The organism is Flagellimonas amoyensis (assembly GCF_003058265.1).
In the GTDB taxonomy this organism is placed as follows: domain Bacteria; phylum Bacteroidota; class Bacteroidia; order Flavobacteriales; family Flavobacteriaceae; genus Flagellimonas; species Flagellimonas amoyensis.
This window is the reverse complement of sequence record NZ_QBUK01000001.1, coordinates 337,677-356,790: the sequence shown is the minus strand read 5'-3', so window position 1 is coordinate 356,790 and position 19,114 is coordinate 337,677. Positions and strand designations below refer to the sequence as shown.

Here is a 19,114-nt window from a genome sequence, read left to right as displayed (position 1 = left end):
TATTTTTACGGATAAGTTATGAAGAAGGTTTTTATATCCGTTCCAATACTTCTATTGGTCTTGCTCTTGTGGTATCTGTTCATAAAGCCTCAAGATTATCAGGTAAGTTTTAAGGCGAAGGCCATCCCAGGGACCATTTATGAGACCGTTAAGGCATGGAACATGGGCTTTGACAGTGTTGTGCCACTTCAATTTGAAAGCCCTACCCATTTTGAACAGACCATTGTGGTAAACGATTCCGTTCATGTCTATGAATGGGACATCACCCCTATCCATGATTCCTTGAGCGAGGTGACCGTCAATATAAAAGACCTAGACCACAGCTTGAAAAACAAGGTTTCAGTACCTTTTTCGGATACTGATTTTGAAAAAGGGACCCGAAAGACCCTTATACAATTCAATGGTTTCTTGAACGATCATTTGAAAGATTTTAAAGTCTCGATCGTGGGCGAAGCAGAGCTTTTTTCCTCTTTTTGTGCCTGTGTTGCCCTCAAGACCACACCAGAAAACAAGGCAAGGGGCATGATGGCGAATTACTCCCTGCTGAATTCCTTTCTGGTGAACAATGGGGTTACCCTCAATGGCCTTCCCTTTGTGGAAGTGGAGAATTGGGACATCAAGGCCAATAGGTTGGTCTATAATTTCTGCTACCCGATCCTGCGCTCCGAAAAACTGCCCAACCATCCAGACATTACATACAAACGCATTTTTGGAAAAAAAGCCATAAAGGCCATATATAATGGTAACTATATTACTTCGGACAGAGCCTGGTATGCCCTATTGGATTATGCCCAAAAAAACAATATCGCTGTTGAGAACAAACCCATAGAAGTATTTTACAACAATCCAAATATGGGAGGAGACGAACTACAGTGGAATACTGAAGTCTATATGCCCCTAAAAGAATCCAAGTGAAAAAAATTGCGCTCATTCTCGTTTGGGTCACTATTCAGGCCTGTGCCCAAAAAACGTATTATGGAGAATTGGAGCCATTGGGCAAATTCCCATCCCAACTTGAAGAAGTGTCGGGCATTGAAGTTTCATCTTCTGGAAAGATTTGGGCCATACAGGACAGCGGCGACAAGGAGAGGATCTATCAAGTAGATATGGAAGCGAAATTGGTCCAATCCCTCAAAATAGACCACGCCAAGAACCAGGATTGGGAAGATTTGGCACTGGACAAGGACAACAATCTATACATTGGTGATTTTGGGAACAATGCGAATAAGCGAAAAAATCTGACCATCTATAAAGTGTCCCAATCCCAATTGGAAAAGAAAAAACCCAACGCCAAAAAGATTGCGTTCCACTATCCTAATCAGAAAAACTTCCCTCCAGAAAAGGACAGTCTCTATTTTGATACAGAAGGATTTTTTCATCTGGATGGCCATCTGTACATTTTCACCAAGAACAGGACACGTCCCTATTCCGGAAAAACATTGATCTACCGGGTTCCCGATACCGAAGGTGAATACACGGCGGAACCTTTAGGTTCCCTGTTCCTGTGTGGAGACCAAGACCATTGTTCGGTGACCGGAGCGGATATTTCACCCGATGGGAAGACCATTGCCCTGCTCAGCTATGGATTTGTTTTCTTGCTAACGGATTTTGAGCTCTCCGATTTTTCCAAAGCTACGATCAAAACCATCGACCTGAACTGCCAAACCCAGATTGAGTCCATCTGTTTTTTAGATGACAAAACCCTCTTGATCGCCGATGAAGAGAACAAGTATGGCGGACGGAGCCTTTACCAATTCAAGTTGGATTAAAACCCGAATCCGACCCCAAAAGCAAACCTGAGTCCATCTGAACTTTGAAAAAGGCCTGCATTTGCTGTCAAAATATCTGCGCCATTGAGGAAAAAACCGCCTCCGTAGGAATTGTGCCATTTTTGGGATGCATCACCGGGAAACCAAATCCGGCCATAATCGACCCCTCCATATATTCCCGGGGTGACAGGCAAAATCCCTGTGGGTCTGGCCCTGAAACTGTACCGCAGGTCCGAGCTTTGGTAAAAAGCGGTTTTGCCCGTGAAGCGTTGGAACCTATAGCCCCGTAATCCATCGTTGCCTCCAATGCTTGCCCCTTGGTAAAATTCAAAATCGTCCCCAATGTTGAAGTGTCCTTTCAGTTTGGTGGCCAAAACGAGTCTTCCGCTCGGGACCAACCTATGATCTATGGACAGGCTGGGCACAATGAACCCAAAGGACCTGCCTCCCTCTTCCACATTGGTCTTGTATCCGCCGAGCAGTGTGAATGCCATTCCAAGGGTCGGGAAGGCTTCATTGTCTGTATTGGAGTAGCTGTATTCGCCTTCCACTCCCAAAAAGCTCTTGTGGTTTTCTTCACCGTTTTCAACATAGAACTCGTTGATGAACCTGTTCTCCGTCTCTTCCACCTCGATACTTTCATAAGAAATACCGGCCCGCACCTTGGAACCCAGATAGCCACGCCAAACCAAAGAAGGCGTGAACCTCAGCGTCCGCAGACGCACCCGGTTATAGTCCAGACCCAACGGTTCGTCATCGTCATTGTTGACGGTCTCATTTCCAAAACCAAAAAAGTTGAGCGTGAAGTTGGGACTGGTGAACCTTGCATTCAACTCCAGATTGACGTTGTTAAAGACATGGGCAAATTCTCCTTTATATCCCAAGTCATATCCTTTGGTGGCAAAATAATAGGCACCATTGAAAGTGTGCTGCTGGGTAAATGGGTTCTTCCTGAAGCCATTGAAGGTATAGGTGTCCGTCAGCCCAATCCGAAGTCCATCATCTGGATTGAACCCAATGGCCGGCAGTATTTGGTTGCTATTGGCCTTTATCTTGAGGAACTCGTAAGTGTTGGTGTCATAATCGTCCAAACGATTGATCTTTCCTCCATAGGCTTCATCATAGGTATTTTTCTTGGCCTTGAAATCGTAGACAAATGCCTTTTTTGACTTTTCGGAAATCTGGTAGACATCATTGTTCTGTCCGCCCACCATGCGTACCTTGATTTTTGAGGTTTCTGTGGCCACTTCAAAAACATCATCATCGTCCAAACCGTACAACCAAATTTCCTTGGTGTGGGAAGGGTCATATATTTTATGGAAAAATTGGTCCGCAATCTCGCCACTTTTGATGCGGTATCCCCACACTTCCACTTTTCCGTCCGGCAGGGAAACCACCTTGAAATGGTCGTCCTTGTCCGTACCGGTCACCACGCTGTATTTGTTCAATACGGAGAAATATTCCTTCGCAGTCTCCACAAGGTTTTCCTTTCTTGCCAATAAAATCTCCTTGATCTCTGCAAGGGTTTCATCCCTCACTTCCTCGGGAAAATCCAGAAAGGCCTCATCGATTACCGATTCATCGATCTGTTGTTGGATGAATTTGGCCTGATCTACCCAAACATCCATTGACGTTTCCGATAGCAGGGCCATATCCAGTGCAAAGGTCCTGGGCGATGATGTAAAGCCCCCGACGCTCCTGATCTCTTTGTTAAAACCTTCAAAAATACGGAGTGCCGGAACCGCTCTTGAACCAAAATTCATGATCAGCCCATCGCCCCATCGCGAAAAAACCTGGTCCCTATCCCTAGGAATGGGCTTGAACACCCTATTTCCGTCCTCGGTCTTGAACTCTGCCCATCGCCATTGGTCCACATGCCGGTCCCAATCCCCGATAAGGATATCGAACAAACGGGCCTTGGCATATTCCTTTTGGTCGATGCTGTACTTTTCGTCCTCTCTTAGCTTATCGATAAGGTCGTAGGTGCTTTCTATTTTTTTGGTCTTTCCGAAACTTTCAAGATTGTTGTGCTCATCGGAAACGTGTTCTTCGATCATGTAGAGCCCATCTCCATACTCCGAATTGAAATCACCCAAAACAGATTGTTTGGGCACATAATACAATTTGGGGTTGGTGTGGTACAGACCGACAGCATCAGAAAGTTTACCCACGGTAAAGGGGGCATATGGATGTGCTCCCGTATAAAGGTCCAACAGCAATTTTTCCGTAAAGGTGTCCTCAAACTGGCCTATGATGTACTGATCCTGGAAAGCTATGGCCTGTAGATATCGCTCGGCACTCTTTCTTAGGTCCCGCATTACGTATTGTTTCCCTTCTCTATCTTCCAAGCGAAGGGAGTTGGACTGGTTGCCCCCTCCTTTGCGCACCACCTTCAATCCTCCAAAAAGGGTATCCAGGTCCACCGTCGGCACCTTGACCTTTGTGGCATAGTATTTTCTATAGCGTTCGCCCCAGAGCCATTTGTGGAACCCGCTTTTGTCCACTTCCTCATCGGTATAGACCGACGCTTCCATGAAGGGTGGAAATGCTTTCGAAAGTCCGGTCATTGCTGTGGACTTGTCTTTGGGAAGCACTTCGGTGTGAAAAATCAGTTCCTCCGAAGCAGCATCGGCCCCATAAAAATCAACAGTGGACGAACCATCTTTGTACACCTTAAGAATGGCGTACCCATTTTTCCCTGTTGAAAACTTACTTCCGTTCAGCAGTCGGGTGGCGCCGGTCTTAGCCCCTGAACCGCTCACTATCTGAGGTTTTCCATGCTCCTCTATATATTGAAGGGTATGCTCGTGACCAGAGACGAAAATCACTTTTTCGGAAAATTGGGAAAGGGTCAGTATCCTCTTTTTCAGTTCGTTGTATTTTTTATTGGACACATCCTCTACTGAAGCACCAGAGGTCTTTCGTAGAAAATTGGCCACAGTTCCCAAAACGGGAAGAGGCACTGTCCCTCCACTAGGAAATAGGTGTTGTTCAAAGGAAAACTGCCCTCCGTGCACGCCATAGGTAAACATGGGATGGTGCAGGGCTATGATCACTGTCTTGTCCAGATTTTTCTTGATCTCGCTTTCCAGTTCCTCAAAAAAACGGCCCCTGTCCTTGATCTCGCAGTTGTCGTTCATGGTGGGATGTTTGTCCCAATCGGTCAGGTACCACTCCGTGTCAATGGCAATGACCATGACGTTATCGCTGATGGCTATCTTTTCGATGGGACAGCCATTTTGGGGTTGGAACACCTCCTTGCTGCCCAATGCCTTCTGAATGTACTTTTCTTCCCGCTCCAAACCTTTCAATCCCTTGCTATACCAATCGTGATTGCCCGGAATAAAAATGGCCTTCCCTTTGAACGATTCCACCGTACTCAACTGGGCATCCAGATAATGCTTGGATTCTTTGCTCCCTTCGGGGTCATCTTTTTCATCCACAAATCCTGCCGGGTAGATATTGTCCCCCAGGAAAATTGCAGTGCTATTGGGGTTGGCCGTTTCCAGCACAGCCTTGAACCTTTTCAAGGTTGGGTTGAGGTCTCCCATGGGAGATTGCCCAGCATCGCCTATCAAGTAAAAAGTGTGTTCGATTGCTTTGTCCCCAGAATTTTCATTCTTGGAAAAGGGTGCTGCATATTTGGTCTCATAGGTGGCGCAACCACATACAGAAGCAATCAGAAGGAGCAGAAAGTAACGTTTAACCATATCCACATGAGGTTGATTCCAAAATTTTGTAATTTGGATTATTGAAACATATGATTATGTCGGAAATTGTTGAAAAAACTGAACGCTTTGCATCAAAACTGCTAACGGAAAAACTGGATCCCCGGTTTTTATACCACAACCTTCGACATACCCAACGCGTTGTTAAAAGTACTAAAGAATTGCTCAACTTCTACAGTGTGGGCGATGATGAAAAAGAACGGTTGTTGCTCGCCGCTTGGCTCCATGACGTCGGCTATGTGGAAGGCCGGGAGAACCATGAGGAGAACGGTTGCAAAATGGCCACTTCTTTTCTTGGGGAAAATGGATATGATGCCGAAGGCACGACCCAAGTATGCAAGCTGATCATGGCCACCAAAATGGGCTATGAGCCCCAAAACCTATCCGAAGAAATCATCAGGGATGCCGACACGTCCCATTTTGCCCAGAGCAGTTACTGGGAAACCACGGATTATTTGAAGGAAGAGCTCAAATTGCTCGGGATTGTGGATTTCTCCTCGAAGGAATGGAGGGAAAAAAACATCCAAATGTTCCGAAACCATCATGGTTTTTATACCGACTATGCCAAAGAAAATTGGGGAGAAGGCAAGGAACGCAATCTGAAACAGCTACTGAAAGAGAAGAAAACCGAAAAGAACATCGCCAAAAAGGAGGCGCTGAAGGCGAAGTACAAAAATGAAAGTCCTGATCGGAGCATTCAGACGCTTTACCGTGTAACGCTTAAAAACCACTTGAAACTGAGCGACATCGCGGATACGAAGTCCAACATCCTATTGTCCGTAAATGCCATCATCATTTCTTTGGTGCTGGCCAACTTGCTCACCAAACTGGACAATCCCTCGAATGCCTATCTCATCTACCCAACATTTGTTCTCATCCTGTTCAGTGTTGCCTCCATGGTGTTGTCCGTTTTGGCCACCAGGCCCAACATCACCAGCGGAAGGTTCACCAAGGAGGATGTGGAGCAAAAAAGGGTCAATCTGCTGTTCTTTGGCAATTTCCATAAAATGGAACTTAAGGAATATGAATGGGCACTTCAGGAACTGATCAAGGACAAGGAGTACGTATATTCCTCACTAACGAAAGATCTTTATTATTTGGGACTTGTACTGAACCGTAAATACAAGATACTGAGGATCACGTATACCATTTTTATGTTGGGAATGATCATCTCCGTGATAGCCTTTGGTGTTGCCTTTCGCTTTTTTGGCCCAGACCGAATAACTTTTTGACGATTAAGACCTTAACTCTTCCATCAGGTCGTCGTAGGTATAGGTGCGTTCGGACTTTTTGTCCTTTTTGTAGAGGATCTCTGCCCGTATGGCCTTCAGCCCGGTTACCCCTTGGAGCCCTTCGAGTTCCACAATCTCAATGTTATTGGTAAAATAGCCCTTGGCTTTCAAGAAGCCCAAGTACCTCATATATTCCCTTTCGTCCTTGCGCTGGGAATATACTATGGAAAGTTTTCCTTTTTGGGTCAATCGTTCGTTGGTCCCCTTGATGTATGACTTGTCTATCCGCTTTTTGATGACCTCATACCTTGCATTGTAGGTACCATCCACATCAAAACGTTTTTCGTCCATACGGAAACGGATGGCCAAGGAGGTACTGTACACCAAAATAAGGGACGCCACATCCAGTTTTACGGGCAATTTGGATTTGAGCGCATAGTATTTGTTCTCCATTTCGCACATCACCTGAAGTTGCCAAAGTCTGAGGTTGCTCAAATATAGCTTGTCAAAAACACGTTCCCTGGCAATGGAACTGCCGATATACATGTTGTGCTCCACACCATCGGTCTTGTAACGCTCAAAATAGTGGGGGAACATGGCCTGTGCCTCTTCCTGTTTTTTGTCCAGATGGGCTGCCAGTAGCATATTGGCCTCCATGACGCTTTCGTCATAGTTCCGACGGTGATCATAATAGGACTCCGTGGTGCTGTCTATCTTTTTCTCGTATTCCGCAATAAGTGCCTTAAGGCTTTTATCTTCCTTTTTGAAGTGTTTGAAGACCGGGTCGATCTCTTCTTTCACAAAATCGAAAACCGCCTGTTCCGTATGGGTGAACAGGGCCTCTCTGACCTCGGCCAGATAATTTTCCACCCGGTACACGAGTTCTTCATAAATGGGAAGTCCGTATTTCTTGACGGCCTCTTTCAAGATCTCATTGATCTCCGAAAGTTGGATCATCAGGTCCCTTTGGATGGAAAGGTTTCTTTCCTTGGAAGAATCTTTGATATCGATTTGTCCATAGAGGGGATACACGTCCTTGAACACGATTTCCCTGAAAATGGGTTGATGTCCCGCCAGTTCATCGGACATGAAACGCTTGGCCTCTTCCTGGAACTTCCAATACACCGATGGGTGGACCGTGGTACACTCATGTTGGATCACGGCATCGATCAGGTTTTCCTCTTCTTCAATGGTTCGCATCACTGCTGATATGATATAGGGCATCACATCGTCCAGTTTGTTGGCGTTCACGCTGTTCAGCTCATTGGCCTTCTTGGACACAAGCTCCAAGACGCCCAAGAGGTTGCCATTCACGGAAATGGGCGCCAATATGGCACTCCGTATGCCTTGTTCCATGAGGTTTTTATAGGGCTGCACCCCGCCTTGCGACTTTTCAAAGTATTTTTCCACATTGGAAATGGCAAAATACTTGCCTTCATCGAACAATTTTCCGTGTGAATTATCACAGAGCATGGCATCGCAGGATTCAAGATCCTTACCGTTCAGCACATAACTTTCCATGCCCTTTCCATAGATCTTGAAAAAATTGTTGGCATTGGCATCATATCCAGCAAAGCCAACATTGATATCCTTCAATCGGAACAACGACCGGAATGTGTTCTGGAAACTCTCCATGAAAGGCTCGTCCTTCTTTTTCTTGCCCCCGATCAATGTGGATTTTATTTCCGAAATGGAATGCTCCGCGGTCACATCGAACATATTGGAAATGATGAACCCTTTGGCAATAAAACTATTGGGCGGGATTTTTTCCTTCCACAGCTCCAGATTGTCAAAACTTGCCAAAAGCTCATCCACATCGTCCTGCGTCAGTTCCTTTGCCTTTTCAGTAGGAAGGACCTCCATAAAATCCGCATTGTACATGATGCGGTAACGGTTCATTACCCCATTGGCATCTGGAATATCATAGAAAAGGGGACGTTTAAAATCAAGATTGTATCCGTAATGGAACTTCAGGATCACACTACATTTCATGATGTAACTGTACTCCATGGGAATGTTCTGGATTCCCGGTTCAAAACCCTCTCCTGCGTCCTTCAAAATTTTCTGGAACCGTTCCGAGGAGTTGAACACCAAGTCTTCATAAGCCGTAGTGGCCGCCTTGATCTCATTGTTGGTGAGCATGGGTGCAAAGGTATCCTCCAGAATGATCTTGATCACATCCTTGTGTTCTTCCAAAAGCGAAAGATCACTGAAACCTTCCCTCAAAATAGGATACGGGGCCTGTGCATCCAATACATATTTGGCCCGTTCGGCCAAGTGCGTATTGGTGCTGTTCAATTGGGCATCGTAATGTTCCAACAGTTTATTGAAACTTACCAACTGAACTACAGGGCTTTCCATACCTTTATCCTGCTCCATGAAAGTGTTAGTCGAGATTGTGCCCGTAAAGTTACAAAAAGAAAAAATGCATTTCATTCTACGCCGATCTTTATGGATTAATTGCCATTTTTAAGGATATTTGGTAAAATTTATCCCATGTCATCCACCACAAGATTGGACCGGGCCTATGAGAATGCCAAGGCCATCTCTTTTGACGACACTTCCAAGTTCATCTTCTTCAGTGATTGCCACAGGGGGGACAATAGTTTTGCGGATGATTTTGCGAACAACAGGAACATCTATTTCCACGCCCTGAACCATTATTACAGGGAAGGTTTCCACTATTGCGAACTTGGTGACGGGGATGAGCTCTGGGAAAACATCAGTTTTGATTCGTTGATCGAGGCCCATAAAAATGTATACCAGTTGCTGCGCCAGTTCCATTTGGAAAAACGGCTGCACATGCTTTGGGGTAACCACGACATGGTCTATCGGGATGAGAATTACGTAAAAAAACACCTTTCCCACTATTTTGAACCCATTGATGGTTCCGATAAGGCCCTTTTTGAAGGGATCACCTATCATGAGGCCCTTATCTTGAAGCACAAAGAAACTGGACAGGAGATATTCTGCACCCATGGGCACCAAGCCGATTGGTGGAACTATGTGTGCTGGCGCATCGGCAGGTTCTTGGTAAGGATACTCTGGAAACCGCTACAGGTAGTGGGCATTGCAGACCCCACCAGCCCCGCAAAGAACTACAAGGAACTCATCCGCATTGAAAAACGCATCAAACGCTGGATCTTGAGGAAAAACATGCTGCCCACCATTGCTGGGCACACTCATAGACCACGGTTCCCAGAACCGGGACAGATTCCCTTTTTCAACGATGGAAGCTGTGTACACCCCCGGAGCATTACTGGCATCGAGATTGAAAACGGGCAGATTTCCCTCATCAAATGGCACATTGCCACCAAGGCGGACGGTACGCTGCAAATTGTACGTGTATTGCTGGAAGGTCCTGAAAACCTATCGGATTATATAGCCCCCTGACATGAACAGCCTTGAGGCCCTACTTGAACAGATCCCGATACGGCATAACCTTGTGTCCCACATCATGCTCCTTGGGATTGCGCAGGGACTTTTCCTGACCTTAGTCATTTTTGTCAGGGCCAAAAGAAAATCTGCCATCCTATTTTTTGGCTGGATGCTGTTGGTCCAATGCTTTGTGTTCCTAGATGTATACCTATGCTATACGGGTCTTATAAAATATGTGATGGGACTGAACGATTCCACAGAACCCTTGGTGCTCCTTATCTTCCCTACCCTATATTTTTTCCTCTACGCCCTCCTAGAACGCAAACCCATCACCCTGAAAAAACACTGGCCCCATTTTTTGTTGCCCGTGGCCTATGCACTGTCGCAGACCTATTATTACCTCAGCCCGATGGAAGTGAAGGTCAATGCCTATATGGGAGCCTATTATCAAAACCTTGGTTTTTTGGACATTCCCGATGGGGTGAACCATTCCTATCGCATCATTAAAGGCAAGTTTCGATGGCTGATCCTGTTCAGCTGCTCGCTCTACTTGATCCTGTCGTTCCGTTTGGTATTGAAATCCAAAAGAAACGGTTGGATGTCCGCCAAAAACATCAAACTGGACAAGTACCTTTTCTCGCAGAATACCGTAGTGATCTCGTTGATCCTATCGTTGACCCTCTTCTTGATCTTTTTCAATTTTGATGACGATGGTGGGGACCATTATATTGGCATGATCCATACCGTCACCGTATTCATCACCTCTTTTTTCATTCTTTCGGAATCCCGCTTTTTCGAAAAATCATGGATTGCAGACAAATATGAAACCGTGACGGGCAGTTCCATCGAGTTTGGGTCCGTCGAACAATTCCTGAACGAAACCGGTTATTTTTCGGACCAAGACGCCTCGCTGAAAAATCTGGCAGAAAAACTGGGCACCAATGGAAATACCGTATCCAAATTGATCAATTCACAAACAGGGATGAACTTTAACGACTACATCAACCAAAAAAGAATTGTGCTTTCCAAAAGTAGGTTGGTGGACCCTGACTTTTCCCATCTAACAGTAGAGGCCATTGGCCAAACAGTGGGCTTTAGGTCCAAATCTGCCTTTTACAGTGCCTTCAACAAACATGTGGGGCAATCGCCATCGGCCTTTGTGAAGCAGAAAAACGGGCAAAAAACGGTCTAATTTCTCCCAAATTGTAATTCAGGACATTTGCACGGACCTAAAATCAAGCGATTTACAAACGTACTTCCCATCTTTGGCCAAAATTCATCAAAATGGAAAAAACGATTAGACGTTATGATCTCGACTGGCTGCGGGTCATTGTATTTGGATTGCTCATTTTTTATCACGTGGGCATGTTCTTTGTCCCCTGGGGCTGGCATGTGAAGAACAATGTGATCTACGATTGGTTGCGTTGGCCCATGCTGTTCCTCAACCAATGGCGGCTTCCCATACTCTTCACCATCTCCGGGATGGGGACATATTATGCCCTAGGTAAAAGGGGCTTGGGGAAATTTGCGTGGGAGCGTTTCCTACGCTTGGGCATTCCTTTGGTTGCGGGCATGCTACTCATCGTCCCTCCCCAAGTCTATTTTGAACGCCTGGCAGAAGGCTCTTTTTCAGGTTCGTATGCACAGTATTATAGCTCTGTGGCTTTCGATGGGGTGTACCCCGAAGGGAACCTGAGTTGGCACCACCTTTGGTTCCTTCCCTACCTTTTAGTGTTCTCTTGGGTGCTTTCGCCGCTATTCATCTACTTGAGAAGTCACCACACCAAGTTTATCGATGGGATCAAAAGACTGCTCCAGAAACCCTTGAGAATCTATCTTTTTGTAATCCCACTCTACTTTGTAGAAGCCTTGGTGGAGCCTTTTTTTCCAGTGACCCATGCCCTGGTCGATGATTGGTTCACCATCATTTTCAGTAGCATTCTCTTTTTCTATGGATTTGTCCTGATTGCGACCGGAAATACATTCTGGGAAAGCCTGACCCAACTAAAGCACAAGGCACTTGTGATCGGCATAGTGGCTTTTTCGGCCCAGATGGTCATATGGCTGTTTTTTGAGGACGGTTATGTGATCCATTTCACCGAAGCCTTGCTGAAAGTCGTGAACATTTGGTCTTGGATCTTGGTGTTGTTCGCTTACGCCTCCCAATACTTGAACAGGCCCAGCAAGGGGCTTGCCTATGCCAACCGGGCGGTCTATCCCTTTTACATTTTGCACCAAACCGTGACCGTGGGCATTGCTTACTATCTCATGGACCTGGATTGGGGTTTTTTGCCAAAGGCATTCTTGCTGATCGTGGGCACGTTTGGCATCAGTTGGTTGATCTACGACCTTGTCATTTTAAGGATTCCTTGGTTGCATCCCTTGTTCGGATTAAAAAAGAAAAAGCCCGCTAAAGTCTAGCGGGCCTTTATTTTGTTTAGAAGTAATAGGATAACCCGAATAATACGCTGGCTGTATTAAGGTTTAGTTGGAATGAGTTATTATCCTCAGTAGCTCCTGAATCGTACTCCGTTTTAGCTGAATAGTATTGGAGCGCACCGATATGGGTTTCCAGCGCCAATCCCTGCGAAACAAAGAAGGATACCCCTGGCCTGATGGCAGCACCAAATTGGTCTATCCTGGATGTGGTTCGTCCTGAATTTGAGTTGGAAATATCATTCCAAAGGGCCGTATAGTCCAATTCCCCTTGAAGGTGTATCAAAAGCTTGTCCGTTAACCCAAAATATTTACGGACATAGGGGGTCACAGAGATACTTTCCGCTTTGTTTTCATAGTTGTAATCCAATGGATCGGCTGGTTGATGTTGTTCTGTCCGGCGAAAGGAATAGCCCGTCTTAAGACCCACCATCCAGTCATCGGCTATCGCGTAGCCAGCACTGGGAAAAAAAGACATTGAAAAATTGTCCGATTCCCATCCTGACTGCAGATTGTCCGATTGGGTATCCTGGACTCCAAAAGATAAGGTTCCCCCCAAGTTCCATGTGCCATTAGCGATAGTTCGTTTGTCGCCGTCAGAATTCTGCGCCTGAAGCAAGGTAATGCCAGACAACATTGCAAAAAGTAATACTCGTTTCATTTTTAATTGGATTTTAAGGTTAAAGCTGAGAAACATCAAGTATTATTCCCCATTCTACCAAAAAATCCCATTTGTGAATATTTTAACCAGCAAATGCCATTTATCGATTTAACTTCAATTTATCATCTTCATGGCAAGGTATTTGTTACTTTTATAGGTGCTAAATTGCTCCATCTTGCCATGAAAAAGACATTCTTTGTTTTGCTGGGCATCTTACTCTCAACAGCTCTCTCGTTCGCGCAGGGCGATTTGCCCACTACGCGTCCGTTAAAAATTGGCGAGAAGAACGACCTCGACATCAAGGCAAGCAATCAAGGTACATCGCTCCGAATGCCTTCCGTATTGGATGAGAGCCTCACTTCCAAAAATGAGAAACCTGGCATCCAAATGTTGCCCGATCGGGAATTGCTCCAAGCTGGTCACGACATGGTCATTGACCCGAAGGTTGGGGAAAAGAAGGAAAAAGGCAGTAACGAACATTTTGGAGATCAATATCTGGGTGACTTCAAGACCAATGCCAAGTTTGTGGGCATTGTGGCAAGGGACCACGAGTATGTGGATGGTGACCGCATCAAAATCTATGTGAACGGAGAGGTGGTGGAGCATAATCTCCTGCTATCGGGAACCTTCAGGGGCATCAATCTAGATTTGGTCCAAGGGTTCAACCGCGTTGAGTTCGAAGCCTTGAACCAAGGATCATCAGGACCCAACACGGCCCAAGTGGTCGTGACCGATGACAAAGGTGAGGTCATCCACAACAACCGATGGAACCTTTCTACAGGTTCAAAGGCAAGCCTGATCATCGTCAAAGAAGACGAATGATCACTGTCCGGGTCTGTACGTCCGTTCGGCCCGTTCCAAAACATCTTCCTTATAATATGCCGCATCTTTGAACTCGATATCGGCATAGCGTTGTGCCTGATCATTGAAATGGGGTGAATCGGGATCTCCACTCTGCCCCCCGGCAAGCATGGTCTTGGCCATGACCTTTTCCCCAAATTCCACTACGGCCACAAAACTGTTGCCCCGTGTACCGTAAATTTTCTTGGTATCGTTGTCGTACCGCGCGCCATAGGCCGCCAATGCACCCCAAGTGCCGCTTGCAAAACCAATGGGAATACTGGGTTTGGTATCATCAAAGGGTTGATAGATGTCCCCGTTCAACCTTTGGTAGCGGTTCACTTCGCCCCAAGGCATTTTCCAAGTACCGAAATCACGGGTAAGCCCATCCAAAGTTTCTTGAAACAAGTCCAATTTTTCCGAATTTGGGGAAGCTGTGCCCCAATATTCCACAAGTTCCATACCTGAAAGACCTTCGGGCCGCACCGCTTTGGAATAGCTCATTGTTCCATAATAATGGGCCAAGGTCATGGCCACCGATTCCTTGGAAGTGGTAAAGTCCCAATTCCGCATCATCTCCATGGCTTCTTTCAGTTCTGGTTTTGGTTGGGCATCATACGCACGCACCAGACCGGGAACCAATGCTTCAAAAGCGGGCAAATACGGATCGTGCGCCAATTGGATGAGGCTGTCCAAGGTATAACCGCTACGCCCGGTCAACAATGCAATGGCATGGACGCCCCTGAAATTTTCTTGGTCCCTGGACATGTAGTTAGGGTAATCCTCCCTTTTGGGGCTGTATTCCAAGGCCGAAGTGTATGGGGTCGAATTGCAGTTCTGTATCCATCCATTTTTGGGGTTCAGCACCAGAATGTTCTCGTCCACCTTGTGCAGTCCCTTCCAATCGGTTTTGGGATCACTGCCATCCACAGGCTCCGTATAATCATAAATGGTATCGCGTTTCGGGATAAAGTTTCCATGGAAATAGGCGATGTTGCCCTCAGCATCTGCATAAACCGTGTTGTTTGATGAATTGGTTCGGATGTCCATCATTTTTCGAAAACCATCATACCCCTCCTGTTTGGTACGGATATAGGATTGCTCCAAAGCCTTTACCGGCTCCCACATCATGGCCGATGCGGTCCATTGCCCTCCCACCTGATGGGTGATCGGGCCGTGATGGGTGCGGTACACGGGAAAAGTCCTCTCCTTCAAACTGTCCCCATCTTTATAGGTCAAGGTCACTTGACTGGAATCCACCGGGCGCAGTTCCTCTCCATATCGGTAGAAAAGCTTGCCCTCATTCTTTAGAATGGTCTCCTTGAACTCGTCCATCACATCAGTATAGGTCGATGTATGCATCCAGCCCGTTTTCTCATTGAATCCCTGATATACAAAAAACTGCCCCCATGTGACGGCACCGTAGGCGTTCAGACCTTCCTCACTCACCACATGCACTTCCCCCCGAAAATAGAAAGAAGTATGTGGGTTGATGAGCAACATCGCATTCCCGGATTGGGTCAAATCGCCTGAAATGGCAATGCCGTTTGAACCTTGGGGCTCGGCCATTTCCTCTTCCTTTTTCTGTTGGAGCAATTCCATCTTAGGGATTTCCATCCCACTTTCGTAAAAGCTTTGGATTTTTCGGGTGGAAATGCGTTCAATGTCACCTCCAATAGATCCCTCGCTGAAATACATAGGCATCCAAGGCTCGAAACGCGTCAAAAGTTTGGGTTTCACTTCCGGATGGGTGTGGAGATAATAGTTAACGCCATCGGCAAAGGCATCGCAGAGTTTTTTCAACCATTCGGGGCTTTTTTCATAATTGGCCTTGGCCTCCTCCTCTGTCATGAAAAGTTTGGCCCGCAAATCACTGTACAAAGCCTCTTCGCCTTCCACTTCGGCCAATCGGCCCGTGGCCCAGATATAATTTTGCTCCACGCGGTTAAAATCATCCTCACATTGGGCATACAGCAATCCAAAAACGGCATCTGCATCGGTTTTTCCATAAATGTGGGGCACTCCAAAATCGTCTCGGATGATAGTGATGTTCGCGGCTTGGGCCTCCCATTCTTCAACTTCGGTCTGCGTTTTTTCCGTGCAAGAAAAAAAGGCGAAAAGAATGGCAACAAGAAATGTCCTCATTTGGAGTGTGGTTTGGTTTTTATCTCCATGAAAATACGGGAATTCTCCTTCCCTACCAACTTCCACTGGCGCCACCCCCACCAGAGCTGCCACCGCCACCAGAGAAACTACTGGAACTTCCCCCGGAACTACTAGATCCAAACGAATGGCTGCCCGATGACGAAAAGGTCTTGCCCACATACGTTTTATCCGATTTGAACCAAGAAAGCTTGAAATCTTCCTTGCCCTTCACCAAAATCTTCACCACGGCCAAAAGGATTGTCAGCAAAAAAAAGCCGCCAAAAACATAATAGACCCAGCCAATGTCCTCGACCAAGGCCTCAAAATCCAAATTGAAGCCATAAATCATACTCAGAAAAAACAGGGGCATCAAAATAAAGACCAACCCAAACCCGACCATGAACAGTGCGGAGAAAATCATGAACAAACCCGGCACAAGGCCCAGTTTCCCCACCATGATCCCCCTGAACATTTCCACTAGACCCGAATAACCCTTGTAGAAAACGAATATCCCGGCAGCAATAAAAATGGATAAGAAAAGAGTGAACAACAGGTAGCCCCACCAAGGCATTTCGCCTTCCGCCTCAATTTCCCTGTTGAATTCGGCCAAGGCTTCGGGGTTTTTGAGGAACTCGATGATCTGTCCCGTGGCACCATCAATCCCTGCAAAATAGGCTTCTTCCTTAAAATTGGGGATCATGATATTGCGGATGATGCGTGAGGCCACGGCATCCGTGATGTAGGATTCCAGTCCATAGCCCACCTCAATACGAACTTCCCTATCGTTTTTTGAAAAAAGGATGAGAATGCCATTATCCTTATCCTCTTGCCCTAATTTATTCTGGTTGAAAACGCCATTGGCATATTGCTCGATGGTCTCGTAACCCAGATCATTGATGGTCAATACTACCAATTGGTTGGTGGTCTCGTCCTCAAACTGGGTCAGCTTTGCCCGAAGGTCTTGTAGTTCTTGTGAAGTGAAAATGTTGGCATTGTCCGTAACAATCTCGGTCAATTGTGGGTACTGGTCCTGTCCCCAGCAAAATCCCGAGAACCACAACAAAGCACAGAAAAGTAATGTCCTTCCCATAAACTTGTTCAGCAAGAAAGACTAAAGATAGGATTTTGTTGCTTTGTCCGCTCTTGGATTTGATCGATGGCTTCCTTGGATCAATCCTCGGCAGGGGCCAGCTCCACTTCCAGACCGTCGAGGTCTTCGGTAATGTGCAGTTGGCAGCCCAATCGGCTGTTGTCCTTTACAAAGAAGGCTTCGGCCAACATGGCGTCCTCATCGTCGGATTTTTCAGGGAGCTGATGGTCCGAAAGCACATAACATTGGCAAGAGGCGCACATGGCCATCCCTCCGCAGATGCCTATGGTACCCTCCGGGGCCAGTTCGTAGGATCGAACCACCTCCATGAGGTTCATGTTCATATCTGTTGGGGCATCTACCTCGTGCAGAACGCCATCACGGTCGGTTATTTTTAATTTTATGTCACTCATAATCTTTATAGGGGACACCCCTAAAGCCCCCTCAAGGGGAAAATTTTACGAAATATTTAATCTATTGCCTTGACAACTGCCTTAGGCGCTTCTTTTTTACTGCCATCAAATCCTGTAACGCCCCCGACCGTGGTATATTTCATCACATACTTTTTATCGGGGTGGATGCGCTGGTATGCACTTTGGCACATCAATGTTGCTTCGTGGAAACCACAAAGGATCAGTTTCAATTTTCCGGGATAGGTATTCACATCCCCGATGGCATAGATGCCGGGGATATTGGTCTGGTAGTCCAGCGCATTGTCCACCTTGATGGCGTTTTTTTCGATTTCCAATCCCCAATTCCCAATCGGTCCCAATTTGGGCGAAAGGCCGAACAAGGGGATAAAATGATCCACTGCGACCTCCGTATCTTCATCGGTATCGGTATTCCTGACGGTGACCTTCTCCAATGTGTCCTCGCCATGGAGGGACACGACCTCGGAAGGGGTCATCAGTTTGATTTTTCCCTGATCTTTGAGGTGTTGTACTTTTTCCACAGAGTCTAAGGCTCCCCTGAACTCGTTCCTGCGGTGTACCAAAGTGACTTCTTCGGCCACATCCGCCAAGAAAATGGACCAGTCCAAGGCCGAATCTCCTCCCCCGGCAATCAATACTTTTTTATTGCGATACACCTCAGGTTCCTTGATCATATAGGCCACACCGTTGTCCTCATATTGGGCTAGGTTGTCCAACAAAGGTTTTCTGGGTTCAAAACTGCCCAGACCACCAGCAATGGCAACTACGGGGGCGTGGTGCTTGGTCCCTTTGTTGGTGGTGACCACAAAGCTGCCATCGTCCAACTTTTGAATGGTCTCTGCCCGTTCTCCCAGGGTAAAACCGGGCTGAAAGGGTCTTATCTGCTCCATAAGATTGTCCACCAGCTCCCCCGCCAATACTTCAGGGAAGCCCGGAATATCATAAATGGGCTTTTTCGGATAGATTTCGGAACATTGTCCACCGGCTTGGGGCAATGCGTCTATCAGGTGGCATTTCAATTGGAGCAGGCCTGCTTCAAAAACGGCAAAAAGACCCGTAGGCCCTGCTCCGATTATCAATATGTCGGTCTTGATCATGTGCAATGGATTTTGTGGCATGCAACTTACTGCTTGCCCAAGGAAAGGCGAATGACTTTTATCAGTTAGCTCAAATTGATGACTTCCTCAATTTGGGGCGCATATTTCTTAATGGTCATCTCCACACCGCTCTTCAGGGTCATCTGGTTGACGCTACAGCCTATGCAATTGCCCTCCAATCTAACTTTTACGGAATTGTCATTGTCTATCGAGACCAAGGTGATATCGCCCCCATCACTTTGGAGAAAGGGACGTATTTCCTGTAAGGCCTTTTCAACATTGCTTTTTATTTCTTCTGATGTCATGC

At 46.4% G+C, this 19,114-nt stretch carries 15 protein-coding genes; 7 read left to right on the top strand and 8 right to left on the bottom strand.

Annotated elements, in window-relative coordinates; genetic code table 11:
- The first annotated feature begins 18 nt into the window (after positions 1 to 18).
- Positions 19 to 915, top strand: coding sequence for a GyrI-like domain-containing protein (locus tag DB398_RS01510; RefSeq protein WP_108422623.1), 897 nt, complete (start codon positions 19 to 21; stop codon positions 913 to 915).
- Complete coding sequence (locus tag DB398_RS01505) at positions 912 to 1,769, top strand: NHL repeat-containing protein (protein ID WP_108422622.1); 858 nt, start codon at positions 912 to 914, stop codon at positions 1,767 to 1,769. Before DB398_RS01510 ends, DB398_RS01505 begins: the two co-directional genes overlap by 4 nt.
- On the opposite strand, the gene DB398_RS01500 is transcribed toward DB398_RS01505, so the two are convergent.
- Complete coding sequence (locus tag DB398_RS01500; protein WP_108422621.1) at positions 1,766 to 5,479, bottom strand: metallophosphoesterase; 3,714 nt, start codon at positions 5,477 to 5,479, stop codon at positions 1,766 to 1,768. The two genes, DB398_RS01505 and DB398_RS01500, sit on opposite strands and share 4 nt — an antisense overlap.
- A 56-nt stretch (positions 5,480 to 5,535) precedes the next feature.
- On the opposite strand from DB398_RS01500, the gene DB398_RS01495 reads away from it, so the two are divergent.
- Complete coding sequence (locus DB398_RS01495; protein WP_108422620.1) at positions 5,536 to 6,729, top strand: Pycsar system effector family protein; 1,194 nt, start codon at positions 5,536 to 5,538, stop codon at positions 6,727 to 6,729.
- A gap of 3 nt (positions 6,730 to 6,732) precedes the next feature.
- On the opposite strand, the gene DB398_RS01490 is transcribed toward DB398_RS01495, so the two are convergent.
- Complete coding sequence (locus DB398_RS01490; RefSeq protein WP_108422619.1) at positions 6,733 to 9,108, bottom strand: GAF domain-containing protein; 2,376 nt, start codon at positions 9,106 to 9,108, stop codon at positions 6,733 to 6,735.
- 117 nt (positions 9,109 to 9,225) lie between these two features.
- Between DB398_RS01490 and DB398_RS01485 the strand changes: the two genes are divergently transcribed.
- The 3 genes from DB398_RS01485 to DB398_RS01475 all read left to right on the top strand — a co-directional run bounded on the left by DB398_RS01485 (position 9,226) and on the right by DB398_RS01475 (position 12,528).
- The gene (locus DB398_RS01485; protein WP_108422618.1) at positions 9,226 to 10,122 is read left to right on the top strand and encodes a metallophosphoesterase family protein; all 897 of its coding nucleotides are present in this window, start codon (positions 9,226 to 9,228) and stop codon (positions 10,120 to 10,122) included.
- Between the two features lies 1 nt (position 10,123).
- Positions 10,124 to 11,299, top strand: coding sequence for a helix-turn-helix domain-containing protein (locus DB398_RS01480; protein WP_108422617.1), 1,176 nt, complete (start codon positions 10,124 to 10,126; stop codon positions 11,297 to 11,299).
- A 92-nt stretch (positions 11,300 to 11,391) separates the two neighbouring features.
- Positions 11,392 to 12,528, top strand: a complete 1,137-nt coding sequence (locus DB398_RS01475; RefSeq protein ID WP_199913339.1) for an acyltransferase family protein — start codon at positions 11,392 to 11,394, stop codon at positions 12,526 to 12,528.
- A 16-nt stretch (positions 12,529 to 12,544) separates the two neighbouring features.
- On the opposite strand, the gene DB398_RS01470 is transcribed toward DB398_RS01475, so the two are convergent.
- Complete coding sequence (locus tag DB398_RS01470) at positions 12,545 to 13,204, bottom strand: outer membrane beta-barrel protein (RefSeq protein ID WP_159076278.1); 660 nt, start codon at positions 13,202 to 13,204, stop codon at positions 12,545 to 12,547.
- 180 nt (positions 13,205 to 13,384) lie between these two features.
- Here DB398_RS01470 and DB398_RS01465 point away from each other — a divergent pair, with 180 nt between their 5' ends.
- A complete protein-coding gene (locus tag DB398_RS01465; RefSeq protein WP_108422824.1) occupies positions 13,385 to 14,026 on the top strand; it encodes a hypothetical protein in 642 nt (213 codons plus the stop codon).
- Here DB398_RS01465 and DB398_RS01460 read toward each other — a convergent pair whose 3' ends face one another.
- The 5 genes from DB398_RS01460 to DB398_RS01440 form a co-directional block, all read right to left on the bottom strand.
- Entirely contained in the window at positions 14,027 to 16,189 is a 2,163-nt protein-coding gene (locus DB398_RS01460; protein ID WP_108422615.1) for an acylase, read from the bottom strand.
- 52 nt (positions 16,190 to 16,241) lie between these two features.
- The gene (locus tag DB398_RS01455) at positions 16,242 to 17,279 is read right to left on the bottom strand and encodes a TPM domain-containing protein (RefSeq protein WP_108422614.1); all 1,038 of its coding nucleotides are present in this window, start codon (positions 17,277 to 17,279) and stop codon (positions 16,242 to 16,244) included.
- Between the two features lie 80 nt (positions 17,280 to 17,359).
- On the bottom strand, positions 17,360 to 17,692 hold the full coding sequence (locus DB398_RS01450) for a 2Fe-2S iron-sulfur cluster-binding family protein (RefSeq protein WP_072875890.1): 333 nt from the start codon (positions 17,690 to 17,692) through the stop codon (positions 17,360 to 17,362).
- A 56-nt stretch (positions 17,693 to 17,748) separates the two neighbouring features.
- Complete coding sequence (locus tag DB398_RS01445) at positions 17,749 to 18,807, bottom strand: NAD(P)/FAD-dependent oxidoreductase (RefSeq protein ID WP_108422823.1); 1,059 nt, start codon at positions 18,805 to 18,807, stop codon at positions 17,749 to 17,751.
- Between the two features lie 65 nt (positions 18,808 to 18,872).
- The gene (locus DB398_RS01440; protein WP_108422822.1) at positions 18,873 to 19,112 is read right to left on the bottom strand and encodes a NifU family protein; all 240 of its coding nucleotides are present in this window, start codon (positions 19,110 to 19,112) and stop codon (positions 18,873 to 18,875) included.
- Positions 19,113 to 19,114: the final 2 nt, after the last annotated feature.

What these genes read in the sequence shown, in the direction of transcription:
- DB398_RS01510 (WP_108422623.1), top strand. Translation starts at nt 19, where the DNA reads ATGAAGAAGGTTTTTATATCCGTTCCAATACTTCTATTGGTCTTGCTC.
- DB398_RS01500 (WP_108422621.1), bottom strand. Translation starts at nt 5,479, where the DNA reads ATGGTTAAACGTTACTTTCTGCTCCTTCTGATTGCTTCTGTATGTGGT.
- DB398_RS01495 (WP_108422620.1), top strand. Translation starts at nt 5,536, where the DNA reads ATGTCGGAAATTGTTGAAAAAACTGAACGCTTTGCATCAAAACTGCTA.
- DB398_RS01490 (WP_108422619.1), bottom strand. Translation starts at nt 9,108, where the DNA reads ATGGAGCAGGATAAAGGTATGGAAAGCCCTGTAGTTCAGTTGGTAAGT.
- DB398_RS01485 (WP_108422618.1), top strand. Translation starts at nt 9,226, where the DNA reads ATGTCATCCACCACAAGATTGGACCGGGCCTATGAGAATGCCAAGGCC.
- DB398_RS01480 (WP_108422617.1), top strand. Translation starts at nt 10,124, where the DNA reads ATGAACAGCCTTGAGGCCCTACTTGAACAGATCCCGATACGGCATAAC.
- DB398_RS01475 (WP_199913339.1), top strand. Translation starts at nt 11,392, where the DNA reads ATGGAAAAAACGATTAGACGTTATGATCTCGACTGGCTGCGGGTCATT.
- DB398_RS01470 (WP_159076278.1), bottom strand. Translation starts at nt 13,204, where the DNA reads ATGAAACGAGTATTACTTTTTGCAATGTTGTCTGGCATTACCTTGCTT.
- DB398_RS01465 (WP_108422824.1), top strand. Translation starts at nt 13,385, where the DNA reads ATGAAAAAGACATTCTTTGTTTTGCTGGGCATCTTACTCTCAACAGCT.
- DB398_RS01460 (WP_108422615.1), bottom strand. Translation starts at nt 16,189, where the DNA reads ATGAGGACATTTCTTGTTGCCATTCTTTTCGCCTTTTTTTCTTGCACG.
- DB398_RS01455 (WP_108422614.1), bottom strand. Translation starts at nt 17,279, where the DNA reads ATGGGAAGGACATTACTTTTCTGTGCTTTGTTGTGGTTCTCGGGATTT.
- DB398_RS01450 (WP_072875890.1), bottom strand. Translation starts at nt 17,692, where the DNA reads ATGAGTGACATAAAATTAAAAATAACCGACCGTGATGGCGTTCTGCAC.
- DB398_RS01445 (WP_108422823.1), bottom strand. Translation starts at nt 18,807, where the DNA reads ATGATCAAGACCGACATATTGATAATCGGAGCAGGGCCTACGGGTCTT.
- DB398_RS01440 (WP_108422822.1), bottom strand. Translation starts at nt 19,112, where the DNA reads ATGACATCAGAAGAAATAAAAAGCAATGTTGAAAAGGCCTTACAGGAA.